At 45.7% G+C, this 19,320-nt stretch carries 15 protein-coding genes; 9 read left to right on the forward strand and 6 right to left on the reverse strand.

The window, feature by feature from the left end; genetic code table 11:
- The first annotated feature begins 71 nt into the window (after positions 1 to 71).
- The gene (purL, locus tag AWH66_RS10165) at positions 72 to 3,971 is read left to right on the forward strand and encodes a phosphoribosylformylglycinamidine synthase (protein ID WP_063604030.1); all 3,900 of its coding nucleotides are present in this window, start codon (positions 72 to 74) and stop codon (positions 3,969 to 3,971) included.
- A 194-nt stretch (positions 3,972 to 4,165) separates the two neighbouring features.
- Positions 4,166 to 4,420, forward strand: a complete 255-nt coding sequence (locus AWH66_RS10170; RefSeq protein WP_063604031.1) for a DUF3622 domain-containing protein — start codon at positions 4,166 to 4,168, stop codon at positions 4,418 to 4,420.
- 48 nt (positions 4,421 to 4,468) lie between these two features.
- Here AWH66_RS10170 and AWH66_RS10175 read toward each other — a convergent pair whose 3' ends face one another.
- From AWH66_RS10175 to tsaA, 3 genes are all read right to left on the reverse strand, one after another.
- Positions 4,469 to 5,155: a tellurite resistance TerB family protein gene (locus tag AWH66_RS10175; protein ID WP_063604032.1), complete on the reverse strand. Its 687-nt coding sequence runs from the start codon at positions 5,153 to 5,155 to the stop codon at positions 4,469 to 4,471.
- 147 nt (positions 5,156 to 5,302) lie between these two features.
- Positions 5,303 to 7,018, reverse strand: a complete 1,716-nt coding sequence (locus AWH66_RS10180; RefSeq protein ID WP_063604033.1) for a proline--tRNA ligase — start codon at positions 7,016 to 7,018, stop codon at positions 5,303 to 5,305.
- Between the two features lie 90 nt (positions 7,019 to 7,108).
- Entirely contained in the window at positions 7,109 to 7,807 is a 699-nt protein-coding gene (gene tsaA / locus AWH66_RS10185) for a tRNA (N6-threonylcarbamoyladenosine(37)-N6)-methyltransferase TrmO (protein ID WP_063604034.1), read from the reverse strand.
- A gap of 348 nt (positions 7,808 to 8,155) precedes the next feature.
- On the opposite strand from tsaA, the gene AWH66_RS10190 reads away from it, so the two are divergent.
- Positions 8,156 to 9,742 (forward strand): AbgT family transporter, encoded by a 1,587-nt coding sequence (locus AWH66_RS10190; protein WP_063604035.1) that lies wholly within the window; start codon positions 8,156 to 8,158, stop codon positions 9,740 to 9,742.
- Positions 9,743 to 9,788: 46 nt separating this feature from the next.
- Here the strand turns inward: AWH66_RS10190 and AWH66_RS10195 are convergent, their stop codons facing one another.
- From AWH66_RS10195 to map, 3 genes are all read right to left on the reverse strand, one after another.
- Positions 9,789 to 10,172, reverse strand: a complete 384-nt coding sequence (locus AWH66_RS10195) for a DUF3461 family protein (protein WP_006072480.1) — start codon at positions 10,170 to 10,172, stop codon at positions 9,789 to 9,791.
- Positions 10,173 to 10,353: 181 nt separating this feature from the next.
- On the reverse strand, positions 10,354 to 12,978 hold the full coding sequence (gene glnD / locus AWH66_RS10200; RefSeq protein ID WP_063604036.1) for a bifunctional uridylyltransferase/uridylyl-removing protein GlnD: 2,625 nt from the start codon (positions 12,976 to 12,978) through the stop codon (positions 10,354 to 10,356).
- 110 nt (positions 12,979 to 13,088) lie between these two features.
- Positions 13,089 to 13,967 carry a type I methionyl aminopeptidase gene (gene map, locus AWH66_RS10205; RefSeq protein ID WP_063604037.1) on the reverse strand — a complete coding sequence of 293 codons (879 nt, stop codon included), beginning with the start codon at positions 13,965 to 13,967 and terminating at the stop codon, positions 13,089 to 13,091.
- A 370-nt stretch (positions 13,968 to 14,337) separates the two neighbouring features.
- Here map and rpsB point away from each other — a divergent pair, with 370 nt between their 5' ends.
- The 6 genes from rpsB (at position 14,338) to AWH66_RS10235 (ending at position 19,270) form a co-directional block, all read left to right on the forward strand.
- Entirely contained in the window at positions 14,338 to 15,069 is a 732-nt protein-coding gene (gene rpsB / locus AWH66_RS10210) for a 30S ribosomal protein S2 (protein ID WP_143081490.1), read from the forward strand.
- A gap of 129 nt (positions 15,070 to 15,198) precedes the next feature.
- A complete protein-coding gene (tsf, locus tag AWH66_RS10215) occupies positions 15,199 to 16,041 on the forward strand; it encodes a translation elongation factor Ts (RefSeq protein ID WP_063604039.1) in 843 nt (280 codons plus the stop codon).
- Between the two features lie 150 nt (positions 16,042 to 16,191).
- Complete coding sequence (gene pyrH / locus AWH66_RS10220; RefSeq protein ID WP_063604040.1) at positions 16,192 to 16,923, forward strand: UMP kinase; 732 nt, start codon at positions 16,192 to 16,194, stop codon at positions 16,921 to 16,923.
- 83 nt (positions 16,924 to 17,006) lie between these two features.
- Entirely contained in the window at positions 17,007 to 17,564 is a 558-nt protein-coding gene (gene frr / locus AWH66_RS10225; protein ID WP_063604041.1) for a ribosome recycling factor, read from the forward strand.
- A gap of 95 nt (positions 17,565 to 17,659) precedes the next feature.
- On the forward strand, positions 17,660 to 18,415 hold the full coding sequence (locus AWH66_RS10230) for an isoprenyl transferase (protein WP_063604042.1): 756 nt from the start codon (positions 17,660 to 17,662) through the stop codon (positions 18,413 to 18,415).
- Positions 18,416 to 18,427: 12 nt separating this feature from the next.
- Positions 18,428 to 19,270 (forward strand): phosphatidate cytidylyltransferase, encoded by an 843-nt coding sequence (locus AWH66_RS10235; protein WP_063604043.1) that lies wholly within the window; start codon positions 18,428 to 18,430, stop codon positions 19,268 to 19,270.
- Positions 19,271 to 19,320: the final 50 nt, after the last annotated feature.

Consider the following 19,320-nt stretch of genomic DNA (forward strand, 5'->3'; position numbering starts at 1 on the left):
CAAAATTATAAGCTAACTATTTGAATTTATACTAATTTCACCTCAATCAACTGCATAAGAGACCTAAGCACATGAGAATTTTGCGTGGTTCCCCAGCTCTTTCTGAGTTTCGTGTTAACAAGCTACTAGAGCTTTGTCGTGAACTAAACCTACCAGTAACAGGTATTTACGCTGAGTTTGCCCACTTTGCCGACCTAACGGCAGACCTGGATGAGTCTGAAGTTGAAAAATTAGAGAAGTTGCTGACTTACGGTCCAACTATCGAAGAGCACGAGCCAACAGGCACACTGCTTCTAGTGACACCTCGCCCTGGCACAATCTCGCCATGGTCTTCTAAATCTACGGATATCGCCAATAACTGTGGCCTAGACAAAGTGACTCGTCTAGAGCGCGGCACGGCATACTATGTAGAGACATCAAGCGAACTGACTGAGCTTCAACTTGTTGAGCTTAAAGCGGTGATCCATGACCGTATGATGGAAGTGGTTTTCTCTGACTTCGAATCAGCGGCAGCACTGTTCCAAGTAGCAGAGCCAGCACCGGTAGCTGATGTTGATCTACTAACAGGTGGCCGCAAAGCACTAGAAGAAGCGAACGTGACGCTAGGTCTTGCACTTGCAGAAGATGAAATTGATTACCTACTTGAAAGCTTTGTGACTAAGCTAGAGCGCAACCCAACAGACATCGAGCTGATGATGTTTGCGCAGGCGAACTCTGAGCACTGTCGTCACAAGATCTTCAATGCAGATTGGACTATCGACGGCGTGAAGCAAGACAAGTCGCTGTTCAAGATGATCAAAAACACATTTGAAACGACACCAGACCACGTTCTATCTGCTTATAAAGATAATGCAGCAGTAATGGAAGGCTCTGAAGTGGGTCGTTTCTTCCCAGATCCAAAAACACGTCAGTACGGTTACAACCACGAGAAAGCACACATCTTGATGAAGGTGGAAACACACAACCACCCAACAGCGATTTCTCCGTGGCCAGGTGCCTCTACAGGTAGCGGCGGTGAAATCCGTGACGAAGGCGCAACAGGTATTGGCGGTAAACCAAAAGCAGGTCTTGTAGGCTTTACGACTTCTAACCTTCGCATTCCTGGCTTCGAACAGCCTTGGGAAACGGATTTTGGTAAGCCAGGTCGTATCGTTAACGCATTGGATATCATGCTAGAAGGTCCACTAGGTGGCGCGGCGTTTAACAACGAATTTGGTCGTCCAAACCTACTTGGTTACTTCCGTACTTACGAAGAAAAAGTTACATCACACGCAGGTGAAGAAGTACGTGGTTACCACAAGCCAATCATGATTGCCGGTGGTATGGGTAACATCCGTGACGAGCACGTTCAGAAGAAAGAGATCCCAGTAGGTGCAAGCCTAATCGTACTTGGTGGTCCAGCAATGAACATCGGTCTTGGTGGCGGCGCAGCGTCTTCTATGGCGTCTGGTCAGTCTGCTGAAGATCTAGATTTTGCCTCAGTACAGCGTGAAAACCCTGAGATGGAACGTCGCTGTCAAGAAGTGATCGACCGCTGCTGGCAGCTAGGTGAAGACAACCCAATTGCATTTATCCACGATGTGGGCGCGGGCGGTATCTCAAACGCACTTCCTGAGCTTGTTGACGATGGTGAGCGCGGCGGTATCTTCCAGCTTCGTGACGTACCAAACGATGAGCCAGGCATGAGCCCACTTGAGATCTGGTGTAACGAATCTCAAGAGCGCTATGTAATGGCGGTAGCGCCAGAGAACATGGAAGCATTCGATGCTATCTGTAAGCGTGAGCGCGCACCATACGCGGTAGTGGGTGTGGCAACTGAAGAGCGTGAACTGAAACTTGAAGATTCACACTTCGACAACACGCCAATCGACATGCCGATGGACATCCTTCTAGGCAAAACGCCGAAGATGCACCGTGATGCGAAAACACTGAAAGTAGACAGCCCTGCGATCTCTCGCGAAGGCATTGAAATGAACGATGCGGTTGATCGCGTTCTTCGTCTACCAACGGTTGCAGAGAAAACATTCCTAATCACCATCGGTGACCGCACGGTAACGGGTCTTGTTGCTCGTGATCAGATGGTTGGTCCTTGGCAGGTGCCGGTAGCAAACTGCGCAGTAACAGCAGCAAGCTACGACACTTACCACGGTGAAGCAATGTCTATGGGTGAGCGCACTCCAGTTGCTCTACTAGACTTTGGCGCTTCTGCTCGTCTAGCGGTAGGTGAGTCTCTGACTAACATTGCAGCGACAGACATCGGCGATATCAAGCGTATCAAGCTGTCAGCTAACTGGATGTCTCCAGCGGGTCACCCAGGTGAAGACGCAGGTCTTTACGAAGCGGTGAAAGCGGTAGGTGAAGAGCTATGTCCAGCACTGGGTCTAACGATTCCAGTAGGTAAAGACTCAATGTCGATGAAAACTAAGTGGAATGAGAATGGTGAAGACAAAGAAGTCACGTCTCCACTTTCACTAGTTATCACGGCATTTGGTCGTGTAGAAGATGTTCGTAAGACGGTCACGCCGCAGCTTCGCACTGACAAAGGTGAGTCGTCTCTAGTTCTTGTCGACCTAGGTAACGGTAAAAACCGTCTAGGCGCAACGGCATTGGCACAGGTTTACAAGCAGCTTGGTGATAAGCCAGCAGACGTAGACAACGCAGAGCAGCTAAAAGGCTTCTTCGATGCGATGCAAACCCTTGTTCGTGATGACAAGCTAGTGGCTTACCACGACAAAGGTGATGGCGGTCTATTCGTAACGCTTGCTGAGATGGCATTTGCTGGTCACTGTGGCGTGAAAGCTGATATTGCTGACCTAGGTGAAGATGCGCTAGCGGCACTATTTAACGAAGAGCTAGGTGCGGTTGTTCAGGTTAAAAATGACGACCTAGAAGCTGTGAAAGCGGTTCTAGCGACTAACGGTCTAGAAGCATGTTCTCACGTAATCGGCAGCGTCGAAGCGTCTGACGACTTTGTTATCACCTCTGGTGATGCGGTTGTTATCGAGCGCTCGCGTATTGAGCTACGTACAATCTGGGCTGAAACAACGCACAAGATGCAGTCACTGCGTGACAACTCAGCGTGTGCAGACCAAGAGCACGAAGCGAAGAAAGACAACTCTGATCCAGGTCTAAACGTTAAACTCAGCTTTGATGTGAACGAAGACGTTGCAGCACCATATATTGCGACGGGCGCTAAACCTAAGATGGCTATTCTTCGTGAGCAAGGTGTTAACTCTCACGTTGAGATGGCCGCAGCGTTTGACCGTGCTGGCTTTGAAGCGACGGACATTCACATGAGTGACATCCTGACAGGACAAGCTGTACTAGAAGAGTTCCAAGGTCTTGTGGCTTGTGGTGGCTTCTCTTATGGTGACGTTCTAGGTGCGGGTGAAGGTTGGGCGAAGTCTATCTTGTTCAACGACCAAGCGCGTGACCAGTTCCAGAACTTCTTCCACCGCGAAGACACCTTCTCATTAGGTGTGTGTAACGGTTGTCAGATGCTATCGAACCTAAAAGAGCTGATCCCAGGTGCAGACCTATGGCCACGCTTCGTTCGTAATGAATCTGAGCGTTTTGAAGCTCGCTTTAGCCTAGTAGAAGTTCAGAAGTCTGACTCTATCTTCTTCGATGGCATGGAAGGTTCTCGTATGCCAATCGCAGTTTCTCATGGTGAAGGCCGCGTAGAGGTTCGCGACACTGACCACCTAAACGCGATAGAAGCATCAGGTACGGTAGCAGTGCGTTACGTTGATAACCACGGTAACCCAACGCAGCAGTATCCAAACAACCCTAACGGTTCACCAAACGCAATCACAGGTCTAACGACTCGTGACGGTCGTGTGACGATTATGATGCCACACCCAGAGCGTGTATTCCGTACGGTTGCTAACTCTTGGGCTCCAGAGTCTTGGGGTGAAGACAGTGCTTGGATGCGCATGTTCCGCAACGCTCGCGTGAACGTAGGCAAGTAATCGAACTGAGGCGATTGCCTCAAGCGTTACAGCCAAATATAGAATGAAGTCCTCAGTGGAAACACTGGGGACTTTTTCTTATAAAAACTCTGAGCGTCAGCGCTCGATTTGTGTTCTAATACCGCGCTGGCTTAGGGATGGCCAGCATTACATTGCTGGAATATCCCTTAACAAAGTCTTTAGGAACTACATAAATGTCTGAAAATAAAAAATTTACTGTCCGTCTAACGGAAAAGCGTAATGGTTGGTCTGCAGAGATCATTCGTCAAGTAACGTCTCGTCGCACTGTTGTTTCAAAGCGTGAGATGGGTTTTGAGAGTCAAGAGCTGGCTCAAGCTTGGGCGGATAAAGAGTTAGCTGGTTTCATTGAAAACCAAGCAAAGCGTAATGAGCGTAAAGCGGAAGCACGCGCTGCTAAAGCTGCTGCGGCTGTTGCAAGCGAAGAATAAGAATTTATGTACCTAAGGTCGGTTTTAGGCCTTAGGTACCTTGTTACTTTATTGAGCGATTTGCGTATTCAGCTGCGCCACTAACCCCTCTTCTAGACTTAACTGGTTCGCCAGTTCTTTCAAATACGCTTTTTCCATAAAGTTTTGTTCATCCGCGACTAATAGGCTCGCCAAATAGATTTCAGTACCATGTTCGGGAGAGACGGCTAGCTTAGCAATTTCGCTAGGATCGAGAGGTTTTGCTATCTCAGTTTGAACAAGTTGATGTACCGATGGGTCTGCGTCTAACCCTGCCAGAGCTTGCTCTATTTTCGCCATTTCTTGCTCATCAATATGACCATCTGCTTTAGCGGCGGCTATCATGGCTTTGAGTACCGATTCATCGTGCTGGTTAGTCTGAGTAAAATCGGCCGGTGTTGATGAATGTGTAACTGTGGCAACATCAGAGTTGCCTCCGTTGGTATTGCTGTAGTCGTTGTACAGTTTATAGGCTAGAGCACCAAGCGCTGCAGCACCGCCAACACCTAAGGCTTTTTTACCCATTTTCTTCGTTTTCTTAGAGCCCATCAGCATACCAAGAATACCGCCGCCAACGGCCCCTGCACCTAACGCTCCCAAAGTTTTTTTGTCACCAAGTGCGTTACTTAAACTGGATGAAGATTGGCTTGCTTTTTGAGTGGTCTGTTTTGCTATATCTGAGCTGAGAGCTTGATTAAGAAGTGCTTTCAAGTCCATCTTGTTCTCCTGGTTCTTACCGATATAGGTCATAGTAAAAGAGGGAAGATGAACAGAATATGAAGGTGATAAAAAAGGCCGCGTAAGCGGCCTTAAAGATAAAATTTAGCTCGTCTGGTGCAGAGGACCAGTCGCGATAACGCAGTATTACGCTAGCTGCGAGGTAACGTGCGCTACGATCTGTTCCATGGCAACTGGAGTCTTATCACCAGTGCGACGGTTCTTATACTCGAAGTTACCTTCGTCCATGCTACGGTCGCCAATAACGATCGTATGAGGAATACCGATAAGTTCGATGTCAGAGAACATTACGCCTGGACGTTCTTTTCGGTCATCGAACAGAACTTCGATACCAGCAGCAGTTAGTTCAGCGTATAGCTTCTCTGCTGCTTCTTTAACGCGCTCAGATTTGTGCATGTTCATCGGAACTATGGCTACTTGGAATGGAGCAATCGCATCTGGCCAAATAATGCCGTATTTGTCGTTGTTTTGCTCAATTGCAGAAGCAACTACACGAGAAACACCGATACCGTAGCAACCCATCTCTAGAATGGTATTTTTACCATCTGGACCAAGTACACCACAGTTCATTTTCTCTGAGTAGTTTTTGCCAAGCTGGAAGATGTGACCAACTTCGATACCACGCTTAAGCTGAATAGTACCTTGACCACATGGGCTAGGGTCACCTTCAACAACATTACGTAGATCTTCAACTTTACCTAACTCTACATCGCGGCCCCAGTTGATGCCAAAGTAGTGTTTGTCATCAATGTTTGCGCCCGCTCCAAAGTCACTCATTACTGCAACAGAGCGGTCAACGATAAATGGCAGTTCAAGGCCAACTGGACCAAGAGAGCCAGGACCAGCGCCGATAGCAGCACGAATCTCTTCTTCTGTCGCCATTTCTAGCGGTGAAGCGATTTCAGCCAGTTTCTCTGCTTTGATCTCGTTAAGCTCGTGGTCACCACGAATGATAAGACCAACCAGTGGTGCATCGATTTCTTCAGACGCTTTCACAAACAGTGTTTTTACCGTTTTCTCGATTGGTAGATCGAACTGTTCTACAAGTTCTGCAATGGTTTTAGCATTTGGCGTATCAACCTGCGTCATCTCTTGAGTTGGAACTGCAAGATCCACGGCAGGGGCTAACGCTTCCGCTTTTTCGATATTAGCGGCATAGTCAGATTCAGAAGAGAAGGCAATTAAGTCTTCACCGCTTTCTGCCAATACATGGAATTCATGTGAACCGTTACCACCGATGGCGCCAGTATCTGCTAGTACTGGACGGTAATCTAGACCCATGCGATCGAAGGCTTTACAGTATGCCTCGTGCATCGCTTGGTAAGATTTTTCTAGACCTTCTTTGTCGATATCGAAGCTGTACGCATCCATCATCGAGAATTCACGCGCACGCATAACACCAAAACGAGGGCGACGCTCATCACGGAACTTAGTTTGAATCTGATATAGGTTCAGTGGAAGTTGCTTATAAGAACTTACTTCGTTGCGAACAAGGCTAGTGATAACTTCTTCAGCCGTTGGGCTAAGAACAAACGGACGCGTGTGGCGATCAGTGAAGCGAAGTAGTTCCGCACCCATCTTTTCAGATCGGCCTGTTTCTTCCCATAGTTCAAACGGCTGCACTACGGGCATCAAAGTCTCAACTGCACCTGCATTATCGATCTCTTGGCGAACGATGTTTTCGACTTTACGCAGAACACGTAGACCCGTAGGTAGCCAGGTGTATAAACCTGAAGCTAGTTTACGAATCATACCTGCACGCAGCATGAGCTGGTGACTTACAACTTCTGCGTCGTTTGGTGTCTCCTTCAGAGTAGAAAGAAGATAGTTACTGGTACGCATTTATGGGTATCCGTTCATTATGTTAATAGAGGATTTGGGCTGAAGACCCAAATCAAGTTAAGCCGCTTATGATATCAGCCAATTTGCTTTCTACAAAGAGTCAATGGAGGTTACCAAGGCTTGTTGCGCGATTATTTTGAATTTTACGTTCCAATCGAAGAGCCTCACTCCGTATTCCTTATTATCAACCTTACTCTTTTTATAAGCGGGTCGGGGGTCTTGAGCGAGTACCTCTTTGATGACTTGCGTTTTATACGCAACCTCTTTGTCCTTAGCAAGTACCTCTAATGCGATGTCTGAAAACGCGATTTCTATCGATTCGGGTTCCGATTCCGCATAGCCACCGATGGCATCAGGGATTGAGTCTGAATAAGGGATATAAGGCTTGATATCGACTATTGGGGTGCCATCGACAAGATCAACACTGCCCACATCAATAAGGACTTGGGAACCTTGCCTGCGAATACCTTTTAATTCAACTGAAGACATCCCAATACCATTGGGACGAAATGTCGCGCGGCTGGCTAATACTCCGACTCGTTCATTACCTCCTAATCGAGGTGGTCTCACTGTAGGTTTCCAGCCTGCGGAAAGGTTTTGGTCAAAGAGAAACAGCAACCAAAGGTGAGAAAACTGTTCAAGGCCACGAACGGCTTCTAGACAATTGATGTCACCTTGCAAGGCAATTGTTGCGGTGGCGCTCGAGACTAATCGAGGTTGTCTCGGTACAGCAAACTTCTCTTTGTAAGGAGAATGAATGATGCCAATTGGCTCCAATGAGTAAGTCACGAATTGAGTCCTAGTTCACATAAATCACAATCCATCATTTCAGAAGCGGAGTGTGTTTTCAATGATGATTTAGTTGAGCTTTTTTTAGCCCTAATCGGTTGTCGATATTACTAAAAGGTAAATATGTCACGAGATTGTTATTTTTTGTTTTATATTTTTGTCATTATAAGTTGTTGTGTTTTTGCTAAATGACTGGATGTAAATTGCGCAATATTTACAATTAGCAACATTTTCGGCTTTTAATGTTGAGCTCCCTCACGTACCCTGCGGCTGCTTTTTTACAAAGTTGTCAGGAATCGACCATGGCTTTGTAAAGAATGCTAGGACAAATAAAAAAGGAGGGGACAGATGAGTTCATCTGCCACAATGAAACACAACAAGCCAAAAAAGCCTCTATTTACCCGTTTTCTTGACGCGGTAGAGTACTTGGGGAATCTATTACCCCACCCGATCACACTGTTTGCTATTTTCTGTGTTGCTATCTTAGTTATGTCAGGCATTGCCGGCTACTTTGACGTAGCGGTAGCCGATCCGCGCCCAGAAGGCGCTGCTGGTCGTGCAGCAGACGGCATGATTAAAGTCGTGAGCTTATTGAACGCAGAAGGCTTACAGCTAATCGTGACAAACTTAGTGAAAAACTTCACAGGTTTTGCGCCATTAGGAACGGTTCTTGTCGCTATGCTGGGTGTAGCAATTGCTGAACACTCTGGCATGCTATCTGCCGCAATGCGTGGTCTTGTTATGGGTGCGTCTCAGCGCATGGTAACAGTAACCGTCGTATTTGCAGGTATTATCTCTAACACAGCTTCAGAGCTTGGTTACGTCGTACTTATTCCATTGGCAGCGATGCTGTTCCACTCTTTAGGACGTCACCCTCTAGCAGGTCTTGCAGCAGCGTTTGCTGGTGTATCTGGTGGTTATTCAGCAAACCTATTAATTGGTACTGTGGATCCACTACTATCAGGTATTACTGAAACTGCCGCACAAATGATTGATCCAAACTATACCGTTGGCCCAGAGGTTAACTGGTACTTTATGTTTGTGTCGACCTTCTTCATAGCGATTACAGGTGCCTTTGTTACCGAAAAAATCGTTGAGCCTAAACTGGGTAAATACAATGAAGAAGAGGCAGCAGAAGATCTTTCTAATGACAGTATGGGTTCACTGACTGCGGTAGAAAAGAAAGGCCTGAAAATGGCAGGTATTGCAGTACTGGTTGTAAGTGCGATCATTGCATCAACTGTTGTTCCTGAAAATGGCGTGCTTCGTACTGCTGATGGTCAGATTGCTGGCTCTCCTTTCTTGAAGAGCATCGTAGCATTCATCTTTGTCTTCTTCGCGATTCCGGGCTTTGTTTACGGTAAAGTGACGGGTTCTATGAAGAATGACCGTGACGTGATCGATGCGATGTCGAAGTCTATGTCTTCGATGGGGATGTACATTGTGTTGGTATTCTTTGCTGCACAATTTGTTGCTTTCTTTAAGTGGACGAACTTTGGTCAGGTATTTGCTGTAGCGGGTGCTGACTTCCTACAGACTATCGGTCTAACAGGCCCTGCTCTGTTTTTCGCATTTATCCTAATGTGTGGCTTTATCAACCTAATGATTGGTTCAGCGTCTGCACAGTGGGCTGTAACAGCACCTATCTTTGTTCCAATGCTTATGTTGGTTGGTTACGCTCCTGAAACCATTCAGGCGGCATACCGTATTGGTGATTCAACCACTAACATCATCACACCAATGATGAGCTACTTTGGACTGATTCTGGCAGTGGCAACACGCTATATGAAGAATCTCGGTATTGGTACGCTAATCGCAACTATGTTGCCGTACTCTATCTGTTTCTTGGTAGGTTGGAGTTTACTGTTCTACATCTGGGTATTCTTACTAGGTCTACCAGTAGGTCCAGGCGCTGCAACGTTCTATACGCCTTAATAGATAAGCCTATAAAAAATGCTCCCAATGGGAGCATTTTTTTTGATTATTTTAACTTTTCTAAATCCGCTTCAATCTCAGCAATTTTGCTAGAAACGACTTTTTCTAAGTGGCGAAGATCGGTGAGGATTTTCTGCTTAACATCGACTTCTGCGACTTCTACAGGTTTGGTGAGTTTATTCAATTCATCAATAACAAGCGTGAGGTTACGGTTAATTTCGGTGACTTCTTTGTAATTGCCACTGCTGCTGTTAACTCGAACATTCTTTACTTGTCTTGGATACTTAAACTTAACGCTTTTGGCGAAGAGCTCGCCCTTTTGCTTATGAAAGTATATCTTCAACACATCCTTGTGCGCTTCTTGTCGTAGTGAGTAACGCTCAATTTGTTTAGGATCGTGAATGCCTAAACCTGTGAGGTTTGGATACATAAGTTACCTCTTATTGCAGTGTGTTTTCTCTACAACTGTAGCAGGCAATTAATGTGGTAGATAGCTGATAATTAGACAAATAAGAGAGAAATGTGGACGAGATCGCTTAAATGATGCGCAATTTTAATTTAGACAACTGGCCACGACGGTGTGGCCAGTCATTATTACTGATAACTATTTTCTAACTAGCAATTTGTTCTGAAATTGTGTCATGCAGTTTTTGTTTTAGCTGGCTCTGTTCCTCTTCAGACAGCCTGCCACCCGTTGCACTCGTTAAGATAAATAAGTCTTCTGCACGTTCGCCAATAGTGGTGATTTTCGCCGCATGTAGATTAACGCCAAGCTGGGCAAATGTTGCCCCCACTTTTGCTAGTAAGCCTGGAGCGTCCAAGGCGACCAGTTCCATCAGCGTGCGCTTTTTCCCCTTAGTGGGTAAAAAGTCGACCTGAGTTTTTACATTGAAATGCTTTAGGTTTCTGGGCGCGCGACGCGTTTTCACGCGGGTAGGGCGTCCATCCTCCAAGACATGAACCAAATGCTTGATCACGGCAGAGTGTCGCTCTACATCAATGGCATCACCATGCTGATCAAGCACCATAAAGGTATCTAAGACGAAACCGTCCTTACTGGTCATGATTTGCGCGTCATGCACGTTAAAATTGCGGCGATCGAGTTCTGCAACGACTGTGGCAAATAACGCAGGTTGATCTTGGCAATAAACAAAGACTTCAGTGCCGCCACGTGTCGCATTCTTACTCATCAGTACCAGAGGCTTAGAAGGGTCATCGGCATTAAGGATATGTTCGCTGTGCCAGGCAATCTGCTTATGAGTATGCCTAAGGAAATAGTCAGCCTTGAATCGTTGCCAAAGTACTTCGATTTCGCGAGCGTTAAAGCCTTGCTTACGTAGAAGCGCTGAAGAAAGTTGTTGATTGTGTCGAATGCGATCACGCACATCGACGGGATTTTCTAAGCCTCTTCTCAGTGCTCGCTGTGTGGAATAGAAGAGCTCGGCAAGTAAGGTTCGCTTCCAACTGTTCCATAGCTCAGGGTTCGTGGCACAAATGTCGGCAACAGTGAGGCAGACTAGATACTCAAGGTATTCTTCATCGCGAACTTTTTTGGCAAATTCGATGATCACATCTGGGTCGTAAATATCACGACGTTGAGCGGTAACCGACATCAAAAGGTGATTTTGAACCAACCAAGAGACCAGTTTGGCTTCTGGTTTTGACAAGCCATGTTCCATACAGAAATCATACGCTTCGACAGCGCCGATCTCAGAGTGATCACCACCTCGACCTTTACCTATGTCATGAAAAATAGCTGCGAGGATAAGCAGTTCTTTTTTCTGCATACGAGGATAGACCTCACAGCAAATGGGGTGCTTAGAGTAGTTTTCCTCGATGCTAAAGGTGTGAATATGATTCAGCAGGCGGACACTGTGTTCGTCAACGGTATAGACATGAAACAGGTCAAATTGCATTTGTCCGACGATCTGACTCCACTGGGGCAGGTAGGCCGATAAAACCCCTAGTTTGTGCATTAGGCGGAACGCTCGATGCAGCGCGTTCGGGTGGCGAACCAGATCCATAAACTTCTCTCTTGCTGCCGGAATGGTGTGCAAAAACTTGTTTAATCGACGTCGAGCAGTGCGTAACTGACGCAATGTTGCTGGGCTGACACCTTCAATACTCGAGTCATTAGCGATATGAATAAACATATCTAAGATGGTTTCTGGTCTAGCTTGAAATAGCGCTGGCTTTCTTGCTTCTATGAGTTTGCCTCTGCGCTGGAAATCATCGTTAATGATGATAGCGTCTTGAATCTTACCTTTATTGACGATGGCTTGATCAAATAGTTTCAGCAACATCTTATTCAGTTCAGCGACACGTCGTAGTGTTCGATAGAATTCTTTCATCATCATTTCGACCGCTACGTTACCTTCACCGACAAAACCTAAGTTCTCGGCCACTTGAGCTTGATGAGCGAAGGTTAATCGATTGTCGTAGCGTCGTAGTTCGATGTGTAGTGCAAAGCGCACGCGCCAGAGAAAGTTCTGGCACTCGACGAGTTCTCGGTATTCGGCGTCAGTGAGGAAACCAAATCGGCTCATCTCGTACAAAGAGGTAGCTCCAAAGTGGCTGCGCGCTACCCAACTTAGAGTATGAATATCACGCAATCCGCCCGGTGTTGATTTAATATCTGGTTCCAGATTGTAGGTGGTGTCGTGGTACTTGGCGTGACGAGTGCGTTGTTCTTCGATTTTTGCGTGATAAAAGGTTTCTGAGGGCCAAAATTCTTCCGAGTCAATCTGGCTTTTGAGTAAGGAGAAGGTGTCTTCGCTGCCACATAACAAACGCGCCTCTTGAAGATTGGTGGCGACGGTTAAGTCCGACTGGCCGATTTCAAGGCATTCTTGAACGGTTCTTACCGCGTGGCCGACTTCTAATCTAAGATCCCAAAGTAGGGTTATAAATTCACTGATGGTACTTTCAAGGTTCGCTGGAAGCTTTTTGCGCGAGACCACCAGAATATCGATATCCGATAGTGGGTGCAGCTCACCGCGACCATATCCACCTACAGCCACTAACGCTAGGTTGGTTTGGTTGGCGAGACCAGTAAACTGCCATAACCGCTTAAGTAGTTGGTCAATGTAATCTGAGCGACCCAGGACCAAATCGGTAATAGGGTGGTGAATTAAGAACTCCTGTTTCTGATGTTCAGAAAAGGTTTCTAACTGTGACTTTAACTCGCTGATCGTGAGTTGTTCGTCGCTAAATGTGGTTGGGCTCTGAAAAGTCATGAGTGCGATCCGTGCAAGCAAAAAAGTTTCTAACTACGGTTATACCAAAATGATTCAGATAAAAAAATATCCCCAATAGTTGGGGATATTTTTGAATCGAATCGAAATGGCTAGATATTGTTCATATGGCGAGGAATAGATTCGTCACTACGTAAGGTCAATACTTCGCAACCTGTTTTGGTTACCACAATCGTATGTTCCCATTGCGCAGAGTTTTTGCCATCGCCAGTGTAGACTGTCCAGTCGTCTTCAGCGTCGATGCTGCAGCCAAATTTACCAGCATTGATCATTGGTTCAATAGTGAACACCATACCTTCTTTTAGTACACGGCGGTCATTGTTTTTGTAATGAACCACTTGTGGCTCTTCATGGAACTCAGAGCCGATACCGTGGCCACAAAAATCCTTCACGATAGAGAACTTATTACGTGGATTGTTCTTGTTGTTCGTTTTAATGAATTTTTCGATCTCAGTACCGATAGCACCAACCGTGGAGCCTGGTTTGACGGTCTTCATACCTAAATACAGTGCTTCTTGAGCAACCATGCATAGGCGCTTATCTGCAGGTGAAACATCACCGACTAAGAACATTTTTGATGTGTCACCGTGATAACCTTCTGGACGAGTGTCTAGTGAGGCATTTTCATCGTTAGGAATGATAACGGTCACGTCTACGTTGACGATATCACCATTTTTCAGAACAGCCGGTTTTAGTTTACCTGTGGTACCCATTGCATCTTGTTCTGCTGGGATACCATGACAAACAATATGGTTGATCGATGTGCAGATTGATTTTGGATAACCGTGATAATCAAGTGGGGCTGAGTAAGCACCACGTTCACGAGTGTAATCAGCACAAATTCTATCGAGCTCTTCGGTCGATACCCCTTCTTTGACATGAGGTTCGATCATTTCTAAAAGCTCTGCTGCAAGCTTACCTGCGATACGCATTCTTTCGATTTCAGCTTCAGTTTTGATTTTGATAGACATCTGTGTTCTCTGCTTTCTAAATTGACGGGTTATTCTATCAGTGGCGAGATTAAGCGCAACAAGAATAAAACTCGTTTGTAGTTATGTACGTGATTCATTTTAGTTGGGTTTAGTTAAAAACTCACTGCTGTGATGATTGCACTTTGTACATTTATTGCGATTTTTGTAGAAATCAGTGGCCAAATTATGGTATAAAGCGCGCCGGAAACAGGACTTAGTTTCTTCGAATCGGCGAGCTCGGTTTTGTTTCCATTAACTTTAATTTAAATCACACACATTTCGTCACATGTTCCGGGGTGCTTGAGTAATCATTCATACCAAGTCGGATTCATGGGAAATGTGGAGGCCTAACCCCATAGAGGAATTTAAAATGGCAACTGTATCAATGCGCGATATGCTAAAAGCTGGTGTTCACTTCGGTCACCAGACTCGTTACTGGAACCCAAAAATGAAGCCATTCATCTTTGGTGCTCGTAACCGCGTTCATATCATCAACCTAGAAAAAACTGTACCAATGTTCAACGATGCACTAGCTGAGCTAGCTAAAATCGGTGAGAAGAAAGGTAAAGTTCTTTTCGTTGGTACTAAGCGCGCTGCATCTGAAGCTGTTAAAGAAGCTGCAATCAACGCTGACCAGTTCTACGTGAACAACCGTTGGTTGGGCGGTATGCTAACGAACTACAAAACAGTTCGTCAGTCTATCAAGCGTCTAAAAGATTTCGAAGCACAGTCTCAAGACGGTACTTTCGAGAAACTAACTAAGAAAGAAGCTCTAATGCGCACTCGTGAAATGGAGAAGCTAGAGAAGTCTCTTGGTGGTATCAAGAACATGGGCGGCCTACCAGACGCTCTATTCGTAATCGACGCTGATCACGAGCACATCGCTGTTAAAGAAGCAAACAACCTAGGTATCCCAGTATTTGCTGTTGTTGATACTAACTCTAACCCAGACGGCGTTGACTACGTTATCCCAGGTAACGACGATGCAATCCGTGCAGTACAGCTTTATCTAAACGCTGCTGCAGACTCGGTTAAAGAAGGTCGTAACAAAGACGTTGCAGCTGTAGCTGACAAAGACGGTTTCGTAGAAGAAGCTGAATAATAGCGGCTCGAAGTCACACTTAGTTTCGTAGACATCTAGTCTTCATATAAACTGAGTTATAGTTAGCATCAGGGGCCGAATGAGAGCCCCTGATTTTTACCCTAATCAGAATCAACTGAGGAATAGAGAATGGCTGTTACTGCTGCTCTAGTTAAAGAACTGCGCGACCGCACTGGCGCAGGCATGATGGAATGTAAGAAAGCGCTTGTTGAAACTAACGGCGACATCGAACTAGCAATTGAAAACATGCGTAAGTCTGGCGCTGCTAAAGCTGCTAAAAAAGCAGGTAACATCGCTGCTGAAGGCGCGATCATCATTAAAGAAGAGAACGGCGTTGCTGCTCTTCTTGAAGTTAACTGCCAAACTGACTTCGTTGCTAAAGATGCAAACTTCACAGCATTTGCTGAGAAAGTAGCTGCTGACGCACTAGCAACTAAAGCAACTGCTGAAGAGCTAGTAGCTAAGTTCGAAGACGAGCGTGTTACTCTTGTTGCTAAGATCGGTGAGAACATCAACATCCGTCGCGTACAATACGTTGAAGGCGCAGCTATCGCTACTTACCGTCACGGTGAGAAGATCGGTGTTGTTGTTGCTGGTGAAGGCGACGCAGAAACTCTTAAGCACGTTGCAATGCACGTTGCTGCTTCTAAGCCTGAGTTCGTTAACCCAGAAGACGTTCCAGCAGACGTAGTTGCTAAAGAGAAAGAAGTTCAAGTTGAAATCGCTATGAACGAAGGTAAGCCACAAGAGATCGCTGAGAAGATGGTTATCGGCCGCATGAAGAAATTCACTGGCGAAATCTCTCTAACTGGTCAAGCGTTCGTAATGGAGCCAAAGAAAACTGTTGGCGAAATCCTTAAAGAGCGTGGCGCTTCAGTAGCTACTTTTGTTCGTCTAGAAGTTGGTGAAGGCATCGACAAGGGCGAGCAAATGAGCTTCGCTGACGAAGTAGCAGCAGCTCAGAAAGGTTAATCCTTGATGATTTGTTGATGAAAAGACCGTAGCCTTGGCTACGGTCTTTTTACGACTAGGCTATCTGTCATTTTTTAGCCGTCACGAGTTGAGTCTATACTAGTCTCAAGCCATGACCGTTAATCGATAACTCTTTGGAAGGTATACTTCATGACAACGAACCCTAAACCAGCTTATCAACGTATTCTGTTAAAACTTAGTGGTGAAGCGCTACAAGGCGAGGAAGGCTTTGGTATCGATCCAAAAATCCTTGACCGTATGGCACAAGAGGTTAAAGAACTGGTTGAACTAGGTGTTCAAGTTGGTGTGGTCATTGGTGGTGGTAACTTGTTCCGTGGTGCTGGCCTTGCTGAAGCGGGTATGAACCGCGTTGTGGGTGACCATATGGGTATGCTAGCAACGGTTATGAATGGCCTAGCTATGCGTGATGCTCTTCACCGTGCGTATGTGAACGCACGTGTTATGTCTGCTATCCCTCTTAAAGGTGTCTGTGACGATTACAACTGGGCTGATGCTATTCGTGAATTACGTCAAGGCCGCGTGGTGATCTTCTCAGCAGGTACTGGTAACCCATTCTTTACTACTGACTCTGCTGCGTGTCTTCGCGGTATTGAAATTGAAGCCGATGTAGTGCTTAAAGCAACAAAAGTAGATGGTGTTTTCACTGCTGATCCAGTGGCTAACCCTGATGCAGTTTTATGTGATAAGCTTTCTTACAACGCAGTTCTAGATAAAGAACTGAAAGTTATGGACTTGGCGGCATTTACATTGGCTCGTGACCATAAGATGCCAATCCGCGTATTCAACATGAATAAGCCAGGTGCATTGCGTCGTGTTGTGATGGGTGAGGCAGAAGGCACACTTATCAGCGACGCAGAATAAGAGTACACTCTTAACCAGAATTATCGAAGGACATAGCCTGAACGCAGACTGGCTTTCAGGTTACTATTATTTAAGGTGATATTGTGATTAACGAAATCCAACAAGACGCTCAAGAGCGCATGACAAAAAGTGTTGAAGCACTTAAAAATAACCTAACTAAAATCCGCACAGGTCGCGCGCACCCAAGCCTTCTCCAAGGTCTATCTGTTGAGTATTACGGTGCACCAACACCTCTAAACCAAGTAGCAAACGTTATTGCGGAAGACGCACGTACACTTGCTATTACAGTATTCGATAAAGAGCTTGCGCCTAAAGTTGAAAAAGCGATTCTGACGTCTGACCTAGGTTTAAACCCTATGTCTGCGGGTACGGTTATCCGCGTACCACTTCCTCCGCTAACAGAAGAGCGTCGTAAAGACCTAGTTAAGATCGTTCGTGGTGAAGCTGAAGGTGGCCGCGTTGCAATCCGTAATATCCGTCGCGACGCTAACGGTGAATTGAAAGCGCTACTGAAAGATAAAGAAATTTCTGAAGATGAAGATCGTAAAGCACAAGACGAGATTCAAAAGCTTACCGATGCAGCAGTGAAAAATGTTGATGAACTACTTGCAGCAAAAGAAAAAGAATTGATGGAAGTCTAATATTTCATCAATCAGTTCTAGTTTGAACGCTGTGCTGACAGCACAGCGTTTTTTTATGCTACCCTGTCCGACCCGAATTATAACTATACTCTTTTATGCAAAACTCACACATCGTCAATGATTCCCTTCCAAAACATATCGCTATCATCATGGATGGCAATGGACGTTGGGCGAAATCTAAGGGAAAACCACGAGTTTTCGGGCATAAAAAAGGGGTTTCTGCCGTCCGTAAGACCATTTCCACCGCAGCAAAACTGAATATTCAAGCCGTAACACTGTTTGCATTTAGCAGTGAGAATTGGCGTAGGCCGGAAGATGAAGTTGGCTTGTTAATGGAACTCTTTATTAGCGTTCTATCGAGTGAAATTAATAAACTTCATCAGAATAACCTAAGACTTTGTATCATTGGCGATAAATCTCGCTTTAACGATAGATTGCAAAGAAAAATCGCCGAAGCAGAGAAGTTGACAGAAAACAATACTGGTACTGTTGTTAACATCGCTGCAAACTATGGTGGGAAATGGGATATTTTACAGGCAACTAAGACGTTGGCTGGGTTAGTGGAGCGAGGTGAGTTGTCAGCTGAAGACATTACTGAAGATATGATCGGTCGTTGTGTCACTATGTCCGATCTGCCAGATGTCGACCTACTGATCCGTACCAGTGGCGAATGCCGCATTAGCAACTTTATGCTTTGGCAAATGGCGTATGCCGAAATGTATTTCATGGATGAGTATTGGCCAGAATTTGACGAGGACAGCCTAATCAAGGCAATCACTTGGTTTGTGAATCGCGAGAGACGCTTCGGTTGCACCGGAGAACAAGTCAAAGCGTTAATGGAAGCCAATTAAGGACGATTTAATTTGAAACAACGAATTATTACCGCCCTAGTACTAGCTCCGCTGGTGGTTTGGGGTATTTTTTCACTGCCATTAACTTGGTTCATAGGTTTTGTTGCAGCTGTCACGCTTGTTGGAGCATGGGAGTGGACTCAATTTACTCTTACTCGTTCTCGACTGCTCGCATTAGTTCCTCCTGCCCTTGCAGTTGGACTCTCTTTGTTCATTGTCCCGTCTGACATTGTCTCTTTGAACCTGGTGGATTCATCACACCTTTTATTATTAGGCATTGGTTTTAGCTGGTGGCTTGTCGCCAGTGGTCTAGCGATGACGTATCCTAAGTCTGCAGGACTGTGGGAACATTCTAATGTATTGCGACATCTATTTGGTCTGCTAACCTTGCTGCCATTCCTGTGGAGCATTGTTATCCTGAGAGGACAGCATTACTACCTAGACCCTTATTACGGTTCAAAGCTGGTTCTGTTTGTCTGTTTAATCGTTTGGGCTGCCGATAGTGGCGCTTACTTTGCTGGAAAAAGCTTAGGTAAGCGTAAGATGGCGCCTCATGTAAGCCCTAACAAGACGATAGAGGGGTTGATTGGCGGCATCGCGGCTGCTTTGGTTGTTGCATGGGGAAGCTCACTACTCTTTGATATTCAGTTTACGAGCTATGTCAGTATGACTATCATTACTCTTGCCACAGTTGTTATTTCCGTGCTTGGCGATTTAGTGGAGAGTATGTTTAAACGAGTGTCGAAGATAAAAGACAGCAGTAACATTATTCCGGGTCATGGTGGTGTCCTCGATCGCGTGGACAGTCTAACCGCAGCATTTCCTGTATTTGCTCTTCTTTATCTCATTTTCTAATCTTCCCAACCAGAGAGTAAGCTCTTATTCTCTGGTTGATTTATAAGCGG

The organism is Vibrio barjaei, from assembly GCF_001639065.2.
GTDB classification, from domain to species: Bacteria; Pseudomonadota; Gammaproteobacteria; order Enterobacterales; family Vibrionaceae; genus Vibrio; species Vibrio barjaei.

Coding starts and splice junctions, on each gene's coding strand:
- purL (WP_063604030.1), top strand. CDS start 72: ATGAGAATTTTGCGTGGTTCCCCAGCTCTTTCTGAGTTTCGTGTTAAC.
- AWH66_RS10170 (WP_063604031.1), top strand. CDS start 4,166: ATGTCTGAAAATAAAAAATTTACTGTCCGTCTAACGGAAAAGCGTAAT.
- AWH66_RS10175 (WP_063604032.1), bottom strand. CDS start 5,155: ATGGACTTGAAAGCACTTCTTAATCAAGCTCTCAGCTCAGATATAGCA.
- AWH66_RS10180 (WP_063604033.1), bottom strand. CDS start 7,018: ATGCGTACCAGTAACTATCTTCTTTCTACTCTGAAGGAGACACCAAAC.
- AWH66_RS10190 (WP_063604035.1), top strand. CDS start 8,156: ATGAGTTCATCTGCCACAATGAAACACAACAAGCCAAAAAAGCCTCTA.
- AWH66_RS10195 (WP_006072480.1), bottom strand. CDS start 10,172: ATGTATCCAAACCTCACAGGTTTAGGCATTCACGATCCTAAACAAATT.
- glnD (WP_063604036.1), bottom strand. CDS start 12,978: ATGACTTTTCAGAGCCCAACCACATTTAGCGACGAACAACTCACGATC.
- map (WP_063604037.1), bottom strand. CDS start 13,967: ATGTCTATCAAAATCAAAACTGAAGCTGAAATCGAAAGAATGCGTATC.
- rpsB (WP_143081490.1), top strand. CDS start 14,338: ATGGCAACTGTATCAATGCGCGATATGCTAAAAGCTGGTGTTCACTTC.
- tsf (WP_063604039.1), top strand. CDS start 15,199: ATGGCTGTTACTGCTGCTCTAGTTAAAGAACTGCGCGACCGCACTGGC.
- pyrH (WP_063604040.1), top strand. CDS start 16,192: ATGACAACGAACCCTAAACCAGCTTATCAACGTATTCTGTTAAAACTT.
- AWH66_RS10230 (WP_063604042.1), top strand. CDS start 17,660: ATGCAAAACTCACACATCGTCAATGATTCCCTTCCAAAACATATCGCT.